Source organism: Clostridium sp. 1001283B150225_161107_B6, from assembly GCF_015556325.1.
Taxonomy (GTDB): domain Bacteria; phylum Bacillota; class Clostridia; order Lachnospirales; family Lachnospiraceae; genus Enterocloster.
In genome coordinates this window covers 94815-111662 of the sequence record NZ_JADNMD010000004.1, presented here as the reverse complement: position 1 = coordinate 111662, position 16848 = coordinate 94815, and the positions used below count along the sequence as shown (strand labels likewise).

Genomic DNA, 16848 nt, shown 5'->3' with positions numbered 1-16848 from the left:
CCTGCTCACCAGCAGCAGCGTTTTTTGGCCGGTCCTATAATAATTAAGTAAAATTAAAAACAGGCTTCCGCTCTCTATGGCAGAAGCCCTGAAACATTGGAAAAAATATGGATTATCTGGTATATGCCCATGTTAAAAAACCTTTCATGGTATCTGCTGAGAGGTGATAGCACTCCCGGGTAATCCTCGTATGGTTATCATTATCCCATACATAGGGGTCGGTCCATATAACTGCCACTTCATCCTCCATAAAACAGGATACATACAAATCACTGAGGTCCTGGGCTGGAATGCCAAACACAAAATCCGCATCTCCTGCAGGCGGTTCCCGGTCGGGAAGATACAGCCAGTTGTCACCGCTTAAATCCGTAAATAATCCGGCTGCCACCACATCCGAAGTAAGGAAAGAGCGTTCGTTTCCCTTTATATCAGCCCAGGTTTCAAGACAGCTGTTCCCCCGCTCCTTCAGCCTGCTTATGCCCTCGGTGTTCATCCAGTTTTTCCGGACCACAAGCTTCATGCAATCCAGGGAATTCATATTCCCCGCCACATTCCATTCATCTGTCCAGAAACTGTCATCATGAAAGATAGTAATCGGGTTCTCCGGAGTGCTGTAGGACAAATTACCATTGTCTGTACTCACCAAAAGAAGGGCGCCTTCTATATAGTGCTGTACCTGCTCCAAAAATGAGACAAATGCCTCTGCATCCCCGTAAAAGCCCGTATAAAAGCCATCCTCCCGGTTCTCATGTAAGGCAAAGCCAGCCTCATATTCATGGAGATACAGAGGATTGCCGTCACTGTCCAAGGAAAACAGATGTAAAAAGTAGGAGGCGTACCCCTGGTACATCCCCGGATAATATTCCATCAGATAATCTTGTCCCGCCTCCCTGTAAAGGTACAGCATGGTCTGTCCCGCGTGAGGCGCAGCATATTCCCTTTCCCAAATGACAGGCGAATCTGCTCCATTATCCAGCCGAACCTTCAGAACGCTTCCTGCACCTCCCCGGTCTTTATATTCGTTCATGTTAAGTTCAATGCGCTCACCTTCACCGTCATGGTCCACATCTGCGAAAAAGATTATATCCCCTTTTTCATCGTATTCCATAGGGAAGTCAGCGGTTGAGGGAAACATAAGTTCCGGCAGGGCGGTGATTTCCGGCAAGGCGGTGATTTCCGGCAGGGCGGTGATTTCCGGCGGAGCAGTGATTTCCGGCGGAACAGCAGATACACCCGTACCCTGGCTTTCCGTTTCCTGCACTGCTGGCTGCGGGACTTCTCCTGATGATGCATTACACCCGGTTACAGTCAGGGCAGCTGTAACAGCAGATACCATAAGGGAAGTTAAAATTGCTTTTTTTGCTCTTCTATTCATACTTTTCCCATCCCCTTTACCTTTTGCATACCAGATAAACACATCCTATCTGCTTTTTAAATATTTGATGCAGCATGCTATAATAAGTATCAGGGCAATAAACCTCAAAATCTGAAATGTGCTGGCAAAAAAAGTGATTAAATACATTTTATACATATATCCTCCTGACTGATTGCTATGGTGCTGCCGCCTTTCTTTACATTATAGCATGCTAAATCCCAATTGTAATAAAAAGGTTAAAAAAGCTTTTTTATCCCTGTCCCGGATATCTTCATATGGTAAAAACTCCGGGAAACCCACTGAATTGTCTTGAGAGGACCAGGCTGATATGATACTATAAATAAAAATGCTGCGCGTCTGCATATATTTGGATTCATTCACAAAAGGAGGCTGTCATGATTCATTATATCAACGATGATAAAAACCTGCAGCCAGACATATTTATTGGGATGGCAAGTCAGGTCTGGCCCGGTTCCTATGATACGGAATTGATGCGAAAGGCCATAAGTAAAACAATCAACATCACTGCCTGGGATAATGATAAATTGGTTGGCTGTATCCGCATCTTAAGCGACGGCTATCTGTTTGGCACCATATCAGAAATACTTGTGCTGAAGGAATACCAAAAACAGGGTATCGGCAGGGAGCTGATGAGGCGGGCCATTGATATTTCCCCCACCTCCCTGTTTTTTGGAGCCCAGCCTGAGGCAGAGGGTTTTTATGAAAAACTGAACATAGAGAAATCACTGCAGTCATTTTATATCAGTAAGACAAGGCAGGATAACGGTCCGCTGTAAGGGAGAAAAAATGACATATTTCGGCCAGGGGCAAAAAGGATGTGGCGGGTATTCTGCTTATAGCTCCTGCCCTCCGTCTCCCCGGCTGTACCTGTCCATGTACTCAATCACGATTTCCAGGATAAGGTCCTTCCGGCCGGCTGTGAGCACGGGACATTTTATATTCCGCCGGTTGTCTCCGGCACAGCTGTTTTCCCGGCTCCAGCCCTCCTCCCCGCTCCATACATAGGCCAGCACTGTCTCCGGCCTGCACACCGGAATCTCAGAAATTTCCTTTCTCAGCACCTCCAGTTTGGGATAGTCCGAATATTTCTGCCCTTCCAGGAAAATGATGTCCGCCTCCGGAAAAAAACAAAAAAAATCCTCTGCTTTCATGAAGGGCTGCTCCTTAATCACGGAAAATTTGGAGCCGGAGTACACTACGGTGCCGTATGCCCCTGCATCCTTAATTCTGCGGCTGTCGGTTCCCGGCACATCGGCCTCAAACTCATGGCCGTCGTGCTTGATGACCGCAGACCGGATTCCGGACCGGGCCAGCTCCCTGACCAGCATTTCCAGAAGGGCTGTCTTGCCTGTGTCCTTTCTGCCGCTTACGGCCAGGACAGGCGTCCGCAGCTTGTAGAGACTCCTGTAAGCGGACAGTGAATTCACATTGGCAAACCAGATATCCGGTATATGGGCCTCAGCGGTGTCCACCACAACACAGCGGATAGCGTCCAGGAACTTCATCAGACGGTAATTCCCCCGGCGGATTGTATCCTCCAGCGCCTCCAGGCAGGTATCTGCATAAAAGCCGCACATGGGCTGTATCCGGCCGTTCCTGGTCCTCCACAGCACCGCATCCGTGCCCGGTTCCCAGCGCTCCATGAGAATCCGCGCCATCTCTGTTCTGAATAACGGCATATCGCAGGATATAAAGAACAGCCCCTCATAGCCTGTTCTCTGAAAGCAGGACCAGATGCCTCCCATAGGGCCAATCCACTCACCCTCAGCCCCCTTTACCGTGTCTTCAATGACCTCCAGTCCGTCCTCCCTGTCCCCGTTCCCCCCATAGCAGGCCCGGGACAGATAGCATGGGATATCCAGGGCCTGCAGCTGTCTCTGTATATGCCCCCGGAAGGATTCCCCCTTATAGTCCAGCCCTCCCTTGTCAATGCCGCCCATGCGGCGTCCCTGTCCTCCTGACAGAATCACGCTTCCCCATCCATGCCTCATGTCCTTCCTCCTGCCGTCATGATATTGTCCTGTCCTGTTTTCCTTCTTCTGCCGCTCCGCTCTTCTTCTGGTTCCTGGACTGCTCCTTGGCCTGATACATGGCCCCGTCCGCGGCCTTAAACAGCGTCCCGTAGTCTGTTCCGTCCTCCGGGCACAGGGCAGTGCCGATGCTGGCCCTGATTCCCCTGATTCCCCAGGTGGATATACGGACTGCCAGAAGGCTTTCCTGTATCTCCCCTGCCTTGCGTTCTCCTGTCTGCCGGTTAAATGCCCCCGGAAGGAACATGACAAATTCATCCCCGCCAATGCGGGCCACGATATCATTCTCCCTGCATGTCCTTTTCAGGACCTTTCCCACCTCGGTGAGTATGGCGTCCCCTGCCGCATGGCCCATGGTATCGTTGATGTTCTTAAAATGATTTAAATCCAGCATCAGGAACAGGCCCTGGCCCTTTTCCTTCAGCATCCTGTCTATCAGTCTTTCACCGGCCTTGTTGTAGATTCCCGTGAGCACGTCCCGCATGGCCTGCTCCCGGAGTGCCTGCTCCCGGCTTCTCTGCCGTGAAATATCCGCCAGCTTTCCCACCACCTTTACCACTGCACCTGTGTCCGATGGTATAGCCTTATAATGGCAGCCAAACCAGTGATATTCACCGGAGATGCTCTTAAGACGCAGTTCTGTATACTGGACCCTGTCTTCCCCTCTGCCGGGCCTGCCTCTCAGCATATCCTCCATCACCTTCCTGTCCTCCTTAAGAAACAGGTCGGTCCGGACCTTCTTTCCCGTGACATGGCTGATTACCAGCTCCTCCAGCTTCAGGATGCGTCTGGCATTGTTGGTAAATTCCAGGGTATCCTTTCTCCTGTCATATTCAAACAGGGCTGTGTCGGAAAACTCCGCCAGCAGTCCGTACTTCTTAACCTCCAAATCCATACTGCTCCTGTAACGCAGGAACAGTACAACGATCGCACCGCCCAGCACAGCCGTAAGGCCAATCAGGAGCAGACTGGCATAGATAAGCTCTTTCAGAATATTGTCGTAATGAATGGCCACATCCGGAGAGCGTACAAAGTTCACAATGTACCACTCATTGTACCCCAGGGAATCCCAGGAAAAATAGTAGGAATCCCCCTTCCCCTCAAACATGAAGCTGTCGGACCCATCCCTGTAAAAACGTTCTTCCATCTGTCCCGCTACCTTATCCGTAATACCGGCTGCCCTTACAGAGGTAAACAGGTTCCCTGTGGATATATCGCCCCGGTTATGGTTCTCACTGGCAAGGATGGTCCCGTCCCTTCTCACAATAAGGGTGCTGCTGCGCTTAAATGCGCTGGCCTCCGGCACCTGTTCCGTGATGGCCAGGGGCTCCAGCCTGGTCTGCAGCACCCCACCCACGCGCCCCCTTATCCGGACCGGCTCCGCAACCGTGAAAACAGACCGGCTTCCCTCCTTCTGCCAGTCCCAAATATCGGATACAACGCCCTTCCCCTGTTCAATCTCATGGAACAGATTCCAGTCACGCTCCGATACCTGCTGGTCCCTCAGCCTTTTCTCCAGCTCTTCCAGGGACAGGTATTCTATCATGTAATCCCTGTTCTGCAGATTAAGCTGTTCCAGATACCCGTTCAGGGTATCCTCCGTAGACTCCGGGACAATCTGTTCAGCCAGTCCTGATATCCCTTTCAGGGTATTCCAGGCATCTGTAATGGAACTGTTCAGGTAACGTTTCTGGGCCTGGGTATAAGAGGTCAGGTTAGCTGCCACCATATCCCCGAATTCTCCGGCCAGTTTCCCGCGCTGGTTATAAAAAACGCCGCCGGCCGTCAGTGCAAACACAAAGCAGACCGCTAAAAAAACAGCGACATGCCATTTTCCGATAAACCTATGCTTCATAGCTTCCTCTTGTCATAACTAAATGCCTTTGTATCTTTTATAAAGACACTTTCACATGATATCAATTTATATGATATCATTTATGACAGTCCTTGTAAACACAAGGCAGGCCGCCAATTAGGCCCACCCCCCTGCCATCTGTTTCCAGTCCTTACCATCCTTAAAAAGGCTCCGCAGCAGCGGAGCCTTCCATCCTTATAGTATGGTTACTGTTTCTAGGTTATGGATGCATCGTAAATCTCCTGAATGGACTGGGCCAGCATCCGGTCAAACTCACCCTGGGTCTGTTTAGCATTCAGGCCTTCTGACAATGCCCTGGAAAAGCTGGCAATCAGTCCCGGGCTGCGGCTCAAGCGCTCATTGGCCTCCTGGCGGGAATAGCCGCCGGACAAAGCCACCACGCGCACCACATGGGAATCCTCCATAAGGTCGCTGTAAAATCCATGCTTATCCGGAATGGACAATTTAAACATCAGCTTTGTATCCCCTGGAAGCTCCGCCAGGTGCTTCTTGATTTCATCCTTCATAATCTGCTCGGACTCAGCCTTATCCGGGCTGTAAATATCAATCTCAGGCTCCAGAATAGGAACCAGTCCTGCGGCTGCAATGCGAAGCCCGATTTCAAACTGCTGGTCCACTATCTGCTTGATTCCCGCTGGATTTGCCTGCTTAATCACGGAACGCATCTTGGTGCCGAAAATATGGCGCTCCACTGCGCGGGCAAGGAGCTCATCCAGTCCCGGTATGGGCTTCATCAGCCTGACTCCGTCCGCTTCCTCTGCCAGACCCTTATCCACCTTCAGAATGGGGATGATACCCTTCTCCTCCCACAGATAATCCGCAGTCAGCTTATCCCCTATCTTCCGCTCCATCGTATTCTCAAAGAGAATGGCTGCCAGGATATGGTCTGAGGTAAAGGAGGGACTGGTTATGATTCTGGTACGCATCTCATGGACCAGCTGAAACATCTCCTCGTCATTGCTGTACTGGTCCTCCTCAATTCCGTAATTCTTCAACGCCTTCGGTGTACTGCCGCCGCTCTGGTCTAACGCTGCAATAAACCCTTTTTTCCCGCTCATGATTCTTAGCTGTTCCTGGTTCATAAAACTACCTCTCTTTCTTGATGGAATATATGGTAAAGACCGGAAGCACCCCAGGGAAAGGGGATACCTCCATACTATAAGTTCTGCTGAAACTGGACGCGGGGACAGAAATCAAAGACTTGAAACATGTTATTAAACTTACTTCTATTATAGTAAAATCAGTTCCCCATTGTCAATAGAGGGTTCTCAGGATTTACAAATTGTGGGACCGTCACCGGAACAGGGGGTCGGAATCCTGCATGAAAACAGGCTTCCGGCCCCCTGAATATGTCTTAAATCTTAAGCAGGCTGCATGCCAGCTGAAAATAAATTATCAGACTCACAGCGTCCACAATGGTAGTGATTAGGGGCGCAGCCATAATGGCAGGGTCCAGATGAAGGACCTGTGCCACGATAGGCAGGACACAGCCAATGGTCTTGGCCAGCATAACCGTGGCCAAAAGGCTCAGTACGACTGTAAGGCAGAGCATTTCCTGGCCCGGAAAGCGGATTAACAGCTGTATATAGTTCACCAGTCCCAGCAGTACGCCCACAATCACTCCAACCCGGAGTTCCTTCCAGATAACCCTCAGTATATCCCCTGCTTCAATCTCTCCCACCGCCATGCCGCGGATAATCATGGTGCTGCTCTGGCTGCCTGCGTTTCCGCCGGTATCCGTCAGCATGGGAATGAAGGTCACCAGCAGCGGTATAACCGCAAAGGCCGCCTCGTACTTTGCCAGAATGCTTCCGGTAATCATGCTGCTGACCATGAGAATCAGAAGCCAGGCCAAACGGTTCTTGGCCAGGGCAAAGACCCCTGTCTTAAGATAGGGCTTCTCGCTGGGAAGCATGGCTGCCATCTTCTCAAAATCCTCGGTGGCCTCCTGTTCCATCACATCCACCACGTCGTCCACGGTGACTATGCCCACCAGACGGTTTTCATGGTCCACCACAGGAAGGCTCAGAAGGTCGTACTTGCGGAAGCTCTCAGCCACCTCCTCCTGGTCGTCTGTGGTCACGGCCTTGATTACATGGGTATCCATGATATTGCCGATGACTTCCTCATAGGGATGCATCAGCAGGTCCTTGACCGTCACCACACCCTCCAGGGCCCTCTTGGCATCCATGACGTAACAGGTGTAAATGGTTTCCTTGTCCACGCCGTGCCTGCGGATATAGGCAAATGCCTCCTCCACGGTCATGCGTTTCTTAAGTCCCACATACTCGGCGGTCATAATGCTTCCTGCGCTGCCCTCCGGGTACTTTAAAAACTGGTTAATCAGCTTCCTGGTGTCTGGCGTGGAGTTTTTCAGCACGCGCTTGACCACATTGGCCGGCAGTTCTTCCAGCATATCCACGGCGTCGTCCACGAACAAATCATTTACAATGGTGCTGAGCTCGTAATCCGTAATGCTGTTAATGATGTGCTCCTGCTTCTCCACCGGCAGGCAGGCAAACACATCGCTGGCCAGCTCCTTTGGGAGCATACGGTAGACCACCACGGTCTTTTCCGAATCCAGCTCCTCGATGAACGCGGCAATATCCACCTCATTCATCTCAATCAGCTTTTCCTTCAATAATCTGAGCTGCATGGTGTCCAGCAGCTCCAACAGCTCTTTTAAATCAAAATTCTCCTGCATCTTATTCCTTCCATGAATGGTGACATCATGAAAGCAGCGCGCAAAATGCCGCAGCCCTGCCGCGAACAGCCGGACTGCAACTACAAAATAGCCATAATTACAGACTCCTCCTGTAATCCATGGCTATCATCATAAACGTATCTGTATCCTATCATCAACGGCAGTGAAAGCAAAGCGGAATCAAAGCCCCTGGCCCAGCTCCCACTACCACACGCTTATGATAATTGTCTGCTTCCAACGTATGACTTCGACCTTCCACTCCGGTTCACTTCCTTTCATTTTTAAATTTAAGTCCTTATCTAGCATACCAGCACCCGGCTATAAAATCAACCCCCAATTTCCTGCTTTCCTTTTCACGGCAGAGAGCATTTCCCCATATCATAGATTATATTCCATAAATACAGGAGTGACTTATCATGATAGAATCCGCAGTAGTGCTGACTCCGCTCCACTACGCTTATCTCATAGGCGTTATCGTTATCCTGGCAGTGATGGTCCTCAAGAAGGATACCCCTGCTGTCTGCATTGCCTTCCTGTTCATCCTGGGCCTCATCGGCCTTAAATCCCTTACAGGAGGCATTATCACCGTATTCTCCGCCGTCCTCTACGCGGGCAGGGAATTCATGGAAGTGCTGGCCACCATTGCCCTGGTCACCTCCCTGTCCAAATGCCTGAAGGACCTGGGAAGCGACTATCTGATGATGGTTCCCATGGCCCGCATCATGAAGACCCCGTCCCTGACCTGGTGGATTCTTGGACTCACCATGTTCCTGTTTTCCCTGTTCCTGTGGCCCAGTCCCTCAGTGGCACTGGTGGGTGCCATCATGCTTCCCTTTGCAGTGAAGGCAGGCCTGAATCCCCTGGCCGCGGCCATGGCCATGAACCTGTTCGGACATGGCTTTGCGCTGAGCTACGATGTGGTGATTCAGGGAGCCCCTGCCATCTCAGCAGGCGCGGCAGGCCTTGACACCCCGGACATTCTCCAGCAGGCATGGCCTTTATTCTGGATGATGGGCATTGTCACTGTCCTCAGCGCATATGTGTTAAACAGGAGCCGGCTGGATGCCAGAGGCCCCAGGCTCTCCATCCAGGCAGAACCCTCCAGGCCCCAGGGACACAGGAAGGCAGCCCTGTTCCTGGCGGTATTTACGCCTCTGGCCTTTGCAGGGGATGTTGTGCTCATGCTGCTGTGCGGCCTTAAAGGAGGGGATGCCACCAGCATGGTTTCCGGCACCGCCCTCCTTCTCACCTGCCTGGGCGCCCTGGCGGGATTTGGAAAACAGTCCCTGGAAAAGGTCACCGGCTATGTCACCGAAGGGTTTCTCTTTGCCATCCGCATCTTTGCTCCGGTTATTATAATCGGCGCCTTTTTCTTTTTGGGCGGGGACGGAATCACCTCCATCATGGGAGAACGTTTCACCCACGGCATCATGAACGACTGGGCCCTGTGGCTGGCGCAGAATGCCCCTCTAAACAAATATATGGCTGCCTTCATCCAAATGGTGGTGGGCGGGCTGACCGGGCTGGACGGTTCCGGTTTTTCGGGCCTTCCCCTTACCGGAGCTCTGGCCAGGACCTTCGCAACTGCCACCGGTTCCTCTGTTCCGGTTATGGCTGCCCTGGGCCAGATTACAGCAATCTTCGTGGGCGGCGGCACCATCGTGCCATGGGGACTTATCCCCGTTGCTGCCATCTGCAATGTAAGCCCGCTGGAGCTGGCCAGGAAGAACCTGATACCGGTTTGTCTTGGCTTTGCCTGCACCTTTGCCCTGGCATGCTTCATGCTTTAATACCAATCACCTTTCCACATCATGACAGGAGGAATGAATTATGTGCGGAATTGCCGGTTTTTATAACCCTCATGACCATTACCTGAAAGAAAAAGAACACTATGAATCGGTGCTGGAAGCCATGGCAGAGCAGCTGCGGCACCGGGGGCCTGACGACGCCGGAACATGGCTGTGGGAACACGGCGGACTGTCCCATGCCCGCCTGTCCATCATCGACCTGTCCGGAGGCCACCAGCCCATGGTAAAATCCGGCTCCGGACAGACCTTTGCCATTGTCTACAACGGAGAACTGTACAACACCGATGAACTGCGCCAGGAGCTTATGGCCGCCGGCTGCACCTTCCAGACCTCCAGCGACACGGAGGTCATACTGGCAGGCTACATGGAATACGGCCCTGACTTTGTAAAGCGCCTGAACGGCATTTTTGCCTTTGCCATCATGGACACAGCCCATAACAGGCTGTGTCTGTTCCGGGACCGGGCCGGTGTAAAACCGCTGTTCTATACCATCAGGGACGAAGAACTGATTTTCTCCTCTGAGCTCAAAGGAATCCTGGCCTGCCCTGGCGTCAAGGCCCGGCTGGACCGGAAGGGACTGAATGAAGTGTTCTCCATCGGGCCTGCCAGGACCTGTGGCTGCGGCGTCCTCAAGGACATGGAAGAACTGCTTCCGGGGCATTACCTCATATGCAGCCCCGGGGGCATCCGCCAGCAAAGCTATTGGAAGCTGGTCAGCCGTCCCCATGAGGACAGCTATGAAAGAACCATTGAGAAAACGTCCTTTCTGGTGGAGGACTCCATACGCCGGCAGATGGTGTCCGATGTGCCTATCTGCACCTTTCTCTCCGGCGGCGTGGATTCCAGCCTTGTATCCGCTGTCTGCGCAAAGGAGCTGAAAAAACAAGGAAAGCGGCTCACCACCTTCTCCTTTGACTTTGTGGACAACGATAAATTCTTCCGGGCCAACTCCTTCCAGCCCTCCCAGGACCGCCCCTATGTGGACCAGATGGTAAAATTCCTGGATTCCGACCACCACTACCTGGAATGCAGCAACCTGACCCAGGCCGACCGCCTGCTGGATTCCGTCCTGGCCCATGACCTGCCTGCCATGGGAGATATTGATTCCTCCATGCTCCAGTTCTGTTCCATGGTCAAGGAGCACAATAAGGTGGCCCTGACCGGCGAATGCGCCGACGAGATATTCGGCGGTTATCCCTGGTTCCATAAAAAGGAGTGCTTCGAAGCCCGCACCTTCCCATGGACCATGGACCTGGCTCCCAGAAAGGTTCTGCTGGACGACAGCTTCTTAGAATATCTGGACATGGACCAATACGTACAGGACACCTATGAGCGCTCCGTGGCGGAGACACCTGCACTGGCTGAGGATTCCCCGGAGGAAGCCAGACGCCGTGAAATTGCCTGGCTGAACCTGCGCTGGTTCATGCAGACCCTTCTCAACCGTATGGACCGCACCAGCATGTACTCAGGTCTGGAGGCAAGGGTACCCTTTGCCGACCATCGGATTATAGAATATGTCTGGAACGTGCCCTGGGATATAAAGACCCGGGACGGACTGGTAAAGAACCTGCTCCGCCAGTCAGGAAAGGGACTTCTTCCGGATGAAATACTGTTCCGCAGAAAGTCCCCTTATCCTAAAACCTATGACACTGCCTATGAAAAGCTGCTTGTGGGCCGTGTAAAAGAAATGATGGACGACAGCCACTCCCCGGTCATGGATTTCCTGGACCGTAAAAAGCTGGAACGTTTCCTCACCAGCCCCTCTGATTATGGAAAGCCCTGGTACGGACAGCTCATGGCCGGCCCCCAGATGCTGGCCTACATCCTGCAGGTCAACTTCTGGCTGAAAACCTATCACATTGAGGTGGTGGATTAGAACCCATTTACCCTTATCAGGGCGCGGAATGGGGTTTCATCCCGGGCTGGTAAAATGCAAACTGGTTCTTGCCCCGGCGCTTGGCCTCATAGACAGCCATATCCGCTTTCATGAGAAGTGAATCGTAATCCCTTCCGTCCCTTGGACACACGGCCCCTCCAATGCTGCAGGACAGCCCGCGGTCTTTCAGTTTCAAACCCGGTATACGGCTTACGGCCTGGCACAGGCGTCCTGCGCACTCGCCAGCCTCCTCTTCGGAAGCCACACCCGGAAGGAAGGCCACAAACTCATCCCCTCCCACCCTTCCTATTATATCGGAGGTGCGGAGGACCTGGCGGAAGCAGTCCGCCACGGAGCACAGCACCTTGTCCCCGTACCGGTGACCAAGGGTATCATTTACTGTCTTAAAATTATCCAAGTCAATAAAGAGCAGGACCGAAGCAGGCATCACAGCCCAATCCCCCAGGATTCCATTGATTTTGGCGTTCACGGCCTGGCGGTTGTAAAGCCCTGTAAGCGAATCAATCCTTGCATGAAGAAGCGCATCGTTTAGGCGCTTCTTCTGCCTGCTCTGCTCCAGGTACTCCGCCGTGATATCCTGGCGCATAAGGAGGACCTTGCGTTCCTGCCTGTCAAAATATACATAGCGCAGCAATTTGCGGACATACTGACCGTCCTGACCCGTTTCCCCGTAGGATACCATCAGCTCGCCTTCCCGTTCCAGGACATCCAGCACATTGCCCATGGATGCTTTCTCCAGAAGCATGTCCCGGTCCTCCGGCGCCACGTACTTCCTGATGCAGGCTTCCAGCTCCTGTTTATAATTTCCGGAAGAAGGCATCTGTCCCTGAATCCGGCTGTCATTCTTCTTAAGAATTTCATAGTAGCCCGTGTCTCCGTCCAGGCACAGGAAGAAATCACATTTCCTGTACACGTACCGGTCAATAATCTGTTCCTGCATGTACCGTTCCTGCTCCTCCTTTCCAAGGTCACGGACATAGCACAAAATGGTATTACTCCCGCTGCCGGCCGGTATGGCCACTGCCTGCACCCACACATACCCTCCCTCTGCAGTCCTTTGCCTGAATACAAGCTTATCAGGGGTTTTGCTTCCGGACAGTTCTCCCATGTGGGCGGAGCTGAAAAACGCCCGGAACTGCCTGCACTCCCGGGGATGTACATGGTTCCAGGCAAATGCCTGCAATTCCTGCGCTGTCCGGTTTTCCCGCAGCCGTTCCCTGCCCTCTGTGTAAAATATCGTGCGGATGTTCCCTGATGCCAGGTCCCAGGCCACCAGTTCGTCAAATAATGTCAGAAGCGGCTGTGCATATTCCTGTTCATGCACCGGTTCCAGCACCACACGTTTCATGCACGCCTGCATTCTGTCTTCTGTCCGTTCACCCATGCAAAAATCCTTTCCCCCTCCCGGCAATCCATCCAGGAGTTTGGTGTATTTCAATTCATTGTTTATATGTATTGCATAGTAATTCATAATATAAGAAGTGTAGTGTACACTAGTATTGAGGTGAATCGCAATGCATGATTACGTTAAAACTTTAGGTACGGTCATCCGAAAAGCCCGCGAAGAACAGGGGTTGTCCCAGGCTTCCCTGGCGGAGAAGCTGGGCATAGATGTCCGTACCATTATCAATATAGAAAATTTCCGTGGGAACCCCAAATTTGAGGTGCTTTATCCCTTGGTGACCACTTTGAGAATCCCCGCCGACCGTATTTTTTACCCAGGAACCGAATCCATGGAGGACGGCAAACAGCAGCTGTTCTGGGAACTACACAGCCTCAGCGAGAAGGAAGCCCTGGAGCTGCTTCCCGTCATACGCTGCCTGGCTGATATGGTCCGGAAACATGGGTCTGAGTCCCCATAATCAGATATTATTTTACTACAGGGATTCTAAAAATACAATATAATATTCATTGCATTACAGAAATTTTACGTATTGCAGTGCATGTTTCAGACAAAAACACAGAGCTGTCTGCCAGGAACCGGATTCCAACAACCCTTCCAAAGCAGGCAGCCCTGTCCCATGTCCGGAACAAACACGCCTCTACTGATGCCGCCTACGCCGGTACATTGATGATAAGGGCAATTATTTCCATGGTTTCATCCCCGTAACAGGCAATGCCGTGGCTGTCCCCGTCCTTGCACATGTGGTAGTCTCCCGGATTCAGCACGGATTCCACGCCGTTATCCGTAACCAGGGCCCGGCCCTTCAGCACATAATATCCTTCAAACTCTCCATGATGCTCATGTATCCCAATGGATGTACCCGGTTCAAACACAACCCTGGCAAAGGTCCTTCCTGAGCCGTAAGCCTCCTCCTTTGTCATAAAGGTATGGAAGGTCACATCCCCCATCCCCTTCTGCACCTCATGCTTGACCGAGGCTTCCATTTCGTCTTTTCTTCTAATCATGATTCCTGTCCTCCTGTGATTCCATATGGCTATTCATCATTGTACCATCCTGCTCAGGGTCCGTCAACGTCCGGAGGCTGCATTTGAGGATGGCATTACGGGTAATGGCCTTTTGGGTAATGGCTTTTTGGGTAATGGCCTTTCGGGGAATGGCCTTTAAGGATGGCCCATGCGGAAGAATTTTGCACATACCTTCATGAATAATACAGCTCCCGCTTCCTGCCAATAACCGGGCTGGTGCAGTCCGGGGCCAGGGAGACGCTTAACATCTCCTGGTCCAGCTCCACATGGGGCTTCACGCTGCCCTTGGCCTTTAGGAGCTGGCACAGGCTCTTGGCCCGCTTCATGCTGTCGGTTGCCTCCAACATCAGATGTTCCAGCTCCTGCTCCACATAGCAGTCCTTTGCATATTCCCTGCAGATAATATCGTAATTGCGACGGCAGCCCGTGTCCCTCCTGCATATGTCCTCCAGAAAGCTTCCTGCCACCTCTCCGGACGGAAACTGTTCGCTTAAATGGAGCATCATGAGACGGGCATATGCCTCCAGAAACGGTCCCTCTCCTGCCCTTGCCTGCCGCCTGTCCATACGGCAGAACTGGCTCATGTCAAATACCAGGGCCGGAACGCGCAGGCTGCTGCCGCCCCCTGTCATATAGCATACATACGCCTGCTCCCGTATCTCTCCTTCGTCAAATTCCTCCCGCCCATACGTTGCCGCGCCTTCCTGTATTCTGTATATCAGATTGTGAGCAATATACCGGTTCACCCGCAGGTTCACTTCCTGTTCCAGGGCAGCCATATCGTAGGAATGTTCAGCGGACATGGGAAATAATGTCTCCAGCAGCCCCCCGGTAAAATCCAGAAACCGGTTGGTCCTGCTGTCGAAAAATAAAAAGGGGCCATTATCCGGCCCGGTTCGGTCAGGAACTGCCTCCGGCCTGCGTCTGACGCGGATTCCCCAAAAACCGTCCGGACAGGCAGGACTGTATTTCCCGGCAGCAAATAAATATTCATGCCTGCCGGAAAACACGCTGACTGTCTTCTGCGCCCTTATCCCCTCAATCAGTCTCATAATTCCCATGTTATCATATCCTCTCACATCATTTGTATTTTCCTCCGCCTCCCAATTTTCAGCACCTGAAATATGGGAACGCATTTTCTATACTACTAAATTTCACAAAATAATGCAACATTTCCGACCAAAAATACACAAAAAGTACAAAAAACGCAATAAAATACCGGACAACTCCCAACAAGCTGTCCGGCAAATCATGATTAAATACGGTTGTACCTGATTCAGTACCGCTGTTACATTGAGTCCACAATGGCATCCGCCATGGCGTCCAGTTCTTCCATCTGTGATTCCTTCAGGGATGATTTTACAGTCACCATCTGTTCCAGAATAGTCATATTCTTCATGGAGCCAATGATTTCCTTCATCTGCTTGCCTGACAGCACACCCCAGGAACCATTTTCCATCAGGGCCACAGTCCTGTTCTGCAGGTTATGGGCCTTCAGGTCCATAAGCACATGCTCCATGCTGCTGAAAATGCCTCCGTTATAGGTGGCTGACGCAAATACCAGATGGCTGCAGCGGAATGCCTCCGAGATAATGGTGGACGGATGGGTGGAGGAGGCATCGTACATGGCGATGTTCCTGAGCCCTCTCTCTGCCAGCTTGCAGGCCAGGATATTGGCTGCGTTCTCCGTGTTGCCATAGATGGAACCATAGGCAATCATCACAGCCTTTTCCTCCGGCTCATAGCTGCTCCAGGTCAGATACTTGTCCACATACCAGCTTATATCCCTGCGCCATACCGGTCCGTGAAGAGGACACAGGGTACGGATGTCCAGGCCCGACGCCTTCTTTAACAGGGTCTGGACGGAAGGACCGTACTTGCCCACAATATTGGTATAATAGCGTCTGGCATCATCCAGCCAGTCTCTCTCAAAGTTGACCTCATCTGCAAACAGATTGCCGTTCATGGCCCCGAAGGTGCCGAAGGCATCTGCGGAGAAAAGGGTCTTGTCTGTTGTATCGTAGGTCACCATGACCTCAGGCCAGTGCACCATGGGCGCCATGAGGAAGGTAAATGTATGACGTCCCGTGCAGAAGGTGTCATTTTCCTTGACCACAATGGCCCTGGAGTCAATGTCAAAATTATAGAACTGTTTGATGATTGGAATGGTCTTGGGATTGCACACCACCTGTACCCCCGGATAGCGCAGCACAATCTCTCCAAGGGTGGCGCAGTGGTCCGGCTCCATGTGGTTCACCACCACATAATCTAAGGCGCGTCCCTTTAACAGTGCGTCTATATTTTCAAAAAACTGCTCCGTGATTGCCCTGTCCACCGTGTCAAACAGAACCGTCTTCTCATCCAGCATCAGATATGCATTATAGGATACGCCACGCGGAATAGGATACGCGTTCTCAAATAAGGCCAGCCTCCGGTCTGTACCGCCAACCCAGAACAAATCATCATTGATGCGCTTTACACAGTACATATTCATTCTTCCTTTCGTCCATAATATGTTAAATATCCGTCAATTTATTTCGCTTAGAAGTATACTACATTTTCCCCAAAATGTCACTGTATAAATTAGTGTACACTAATAATTTCCTATTATCCGCATTGCCTTCCCCGCTGTCTGTATTGCCTTCTCCGCCATCCCTATTTTCGTTCCCGCTGTCTGTACTTATCATATATAGTATCCCTGTCTGTC

Annotated in this window: 14 protein-coding genes; 4 read left to right on the top strand and 10 right to left on the bottom strand. The window is 51.8% G+C overall.

Annotated elements, in window-relative coordinates; genetic code table 11:
- Positions 1-112: 112 nt before the first annotated feature.
- Positions 113-1375, bottom strand: coding sequence for a hypothetical protein (locus I2H39_RS11850; RefSeq protein WP_195626688.1), 1263 nt, complete (start codon positions 1373-1375; stop codon positions 113-115).
- A 395-nt stretch (positions 1376-1770) separates the two neighbouring features.
- On the opposite strand from I2H39_RS11850, the gene I2H39_RS11845 reads away from it, so the two are divergent.
- Positions 1771-2172, top strand: coding sequence for a GNAT family N-acetyltransferase (locus I2H39_RS11845; RefSeq protein WP_171042618.1), 402 nt, complete (start codon positions 1771-1773; stop codon positions 2170-2172).
- A gap of 57 nt (positions 2173-2229) precedes the next feature.
- Here I2H39_RS11845 and mobB read toward each other — a convergent pair whose 3' ends face one another.
- The 4 genes from mobB to mgtE all read right to left on the bottom strand — a co-directional run bounded on the left by mobB (position 2230) and on the right by mgtE (position 8006).
- Complete coding sequence (mobB, locus tag I2H39_RS11840; protein ID WP_195626536.1) at positions 2230-3387, bottom strand: molybdopterin-guanine dinucleotide biosynthesis protein B; 1158 nt, start codon at positions 3385-3387, stop codon at positions 2230-2232.
- Between the two features lie 16 nt (positions 3388-3403).
- Positions 3404-5281, bottom strand: a complete 1878-nt coding sequence (locus I2H39_RS11835; protein WP_195626535.1) for a sensor domain-containing diguanylate cyclase — start codon at positions 5279-5281, stop codon at positions 3404-3406.
- A gap of 215 nt (positions 5282-5496) precedes the next feature.
- Positions 5497-6384, bottom strand: coding sequence for a fructose bisphosphate aldolase (locus tag I2H39_RS11830; protein ID WP_138308625.1), 888 nt, complete (start codon positions 6382-6384; stop codon positions 5497-5499).
- A 272-nt stretch (positions 6385-6656) separates the two neighbouring features.
- Complete coding sequence (gene mgtE / locus I2H39_RS11825; RefSeq protein WP_138308627.1) at positions 6657-8006, bottom strand: magnesium transporter; 1350 nt, start codon at positions 8004-8006, stop codon at positions 6657-6659.
- A gap of 416 nt (positions 8007-8422) precedes the next feature.
- Between mgtE and I2H39_RS11820 the strand changes: the two genes are divergently transcribed.
- Positions 8423-9796, top strand: a complete 1374-nt coding sequence (locus I2H39_RS11820; protein WP_195626534.1) for a citrate transporter — start codon at positions 8423-8425, stop codon at positions 9794-9796.
- Positions 9797-9836: 40 nt separating this feature from the next.
- Entirely contained in the window at positions 9837-11690 is a 1854-nt protein-coding gene (asnB, locus tag I2H39_RS11815) for an asparagine synthase (glutamine-hydrolyzing) (RefSeq protein WP_195626533.1), read from the top strand.
- Positions 11691-11706: 16 nt separating this feature from the next.
- Here the strand turns inward: asnB and I2H39_RS11810 are convergent, their stop codons facing one another.
- Positions 11707-13095 (bottom strand): sensor domain-containing diguanylate cyclase, encoded by a 1389-nt coding sequence (locus tag I2H39_RS11810; protein WP_138308633.1) that lies wholly within the window; start codon positions 13093-13095, stop codon positions 11707-11709.
- Positions 13096-13225: 130 nt separating this feature from the next.
- Between I2H39_RS11810 and I2H39_RS11805 the strand changes: the two genes are divergently transcribed.
- Positions 13226-13573: a helix-turn-helix transcriptional regulator gene (locus tag I2H39_RS11805; RefSeq protein ID WP_195626532.1), complete on the top strand. Its 348-nt coding sequence runs from the start codon at positions 13226-13228 to the stop codon at positions 13571-13573.
- 193 nt (positions 13574-13766) lie between these two features.
- Here I2H39_RS11805 and I2H39_RS11800 read toward each other — a convergent pair whose 3' ends face one another.
- The 4 genes from I2H39_RS11800 to I2H39_RS11790 all read right to left on the bottom strand — a co-directional run bounded on the left by I2H39_RS11800 (position 13767) and on the right by I2H39_RS11790 (position 16629).
- Entirely contained in the window at positions 13767-14120 is a 354-nt protein-coding gene (locus tag I2H39_RS11800) for a cupin domain-containing protein (RefSeq protein ID WP_138308638.1), read from the bottom strand.
- Positions 14113-14310 carry a hypothetical protein gene (locus tag I2H39_RS28845; protein ID WP_207746801.1) on the bottom strand — a complete coding sequence of 66 codons (198 nt, stop codon included), beginning with the start codon at positions 14308-14310 and terminating at the stop codon, positions 14113-14115. The genes I2H39_RS11800 and I2H39_RS28845 overlap by 8 nt, the downstream gene beginning before the upstream one ends.
- Positions 14311-14314: 4 nt before the next feature.
- On the bottom strand, positions 14315-15202 hold the full coding sequence (locus tag I2H39_RS11795; protein WP_195626531.1) for a hypothetical protein: 888 nt from the start codon (positions 15200-15202) through the stop codon (positions 14315-14317).
- Positions 15203-15429: 227 nt separating this feature from the next.
- Positions 15430-16629 (bottom strand): FprA family A-type flavoprotein, encoded by a 1200-nt coding sequence (locus I2H39_RS11790; protein WP_138308643.1) that lies wholly within the window; start codon positions 16627-16629, stop codon positions 15430-15432.
- Positions 16630-16848 lie beyond the last annotated feature (219 nt).

Excerpts from the sequence above, each read along its gene's own strand:
- I2H39_RS11820 (WP_195626534.1), top strand. The coding sequence starts at position 8,423 with ATGATAGAATCCGCAGTAGTGCTGACTCCGCTCCACTACGCTTATCTC.
- asnB (WP_195626533.1), top strand. The coding sequence starts at position 9,837 with ATGTGCGGAATTGCCGGTTTTTATAACCCTCATGACCATTACCTGAAA.
- I2H39_RS11845 (WP_171042618.1), top strand. The coding sequence starts at position 1,771 with ATGATTCATTATATCAACGATGATAAAAACCTGCAGCCAGACATATTT.
- I2H39_RS11805 (WP_195626532.1), top strand. The coding sequence starts at position 13,226 with ATGCATGATTACGTTAAAACTTTAGGTACGGTCATCCGAAAAGCCCGC.
- I2H39_RS11810 (WP_138308633.1), bottom strand. The coding sequence starts at position 13,095 with ATGGGTGAACGGACAGAAGACAGAATGCAGGCGTGCATGAAACGTGTG.
- I2H39_RS11830 (WP_138308625.1), bottom strand. The coding sequence starts at position 6,384 with ATGAACCAGGAACAGCTAAGAATCATGAGCGGGAAAAAAGGGTTTATT.
- I2H39_RS11790 (WP_138308643.1), bottom strand. The coding sequence starts at position 16,629 with ATGTACTGTGTAAAGCGCATCAATGATGATTTGTTCTGGGTTGGCGGT.
- I2H39_RS11800 (WP_138308638.1), bottom strand. The coding sequence starts at position 14,120 with ATGATTAGAAGAAAAGACGAAATGGAAGCCTCGGTCAAGCATGAGGTG.
- mobB (WP_195626536.1), bottom strand. The coding sequence starts at position 3,387 with ATGAGGCATGGATGGGGAAGCGTGATTCTGTCAGGAGGACAGGGACGC.
- I2H39_RS11835 (WP_195626535.1), bottom strand. The coding sequence starts at position 5,281 with ATGAAGCATAGGTTTATCGGAAAATGGCATGTCGCTGTTTTTTTAGCG.
- I2H39_RS11795 (WP_195626531.1), bottom strand. The coding sequence starts at position 15,202 with ATGGGAATTATGAGACTGATTGAGGGGATAAGGGCGCAGAAGACAGTC.
- I2H39_RS11850 (WP_195626688.1), bottom strand. The coding sequence starts at position 1,375 with ATGAATAGAAGAGCAAAAAAAGCAATTTTAACTTCCCTTATGGTATCT.
- mgtE (WP_138308627.1), bottom strand. The coding sequence starts at position 8,006 with ATGCAGGAGAATTTTGATTTAAAAGAGCTGTTGGAGCTGCTGGACACC.
- I2H39_RS28845 (WP_207746801.1), bottom strand. The coding sequence starts at position 14,310 with ATGTGCAAAATTCTTCCGCATGGGCCATCCTTAAAGGCCATTCCCCGA.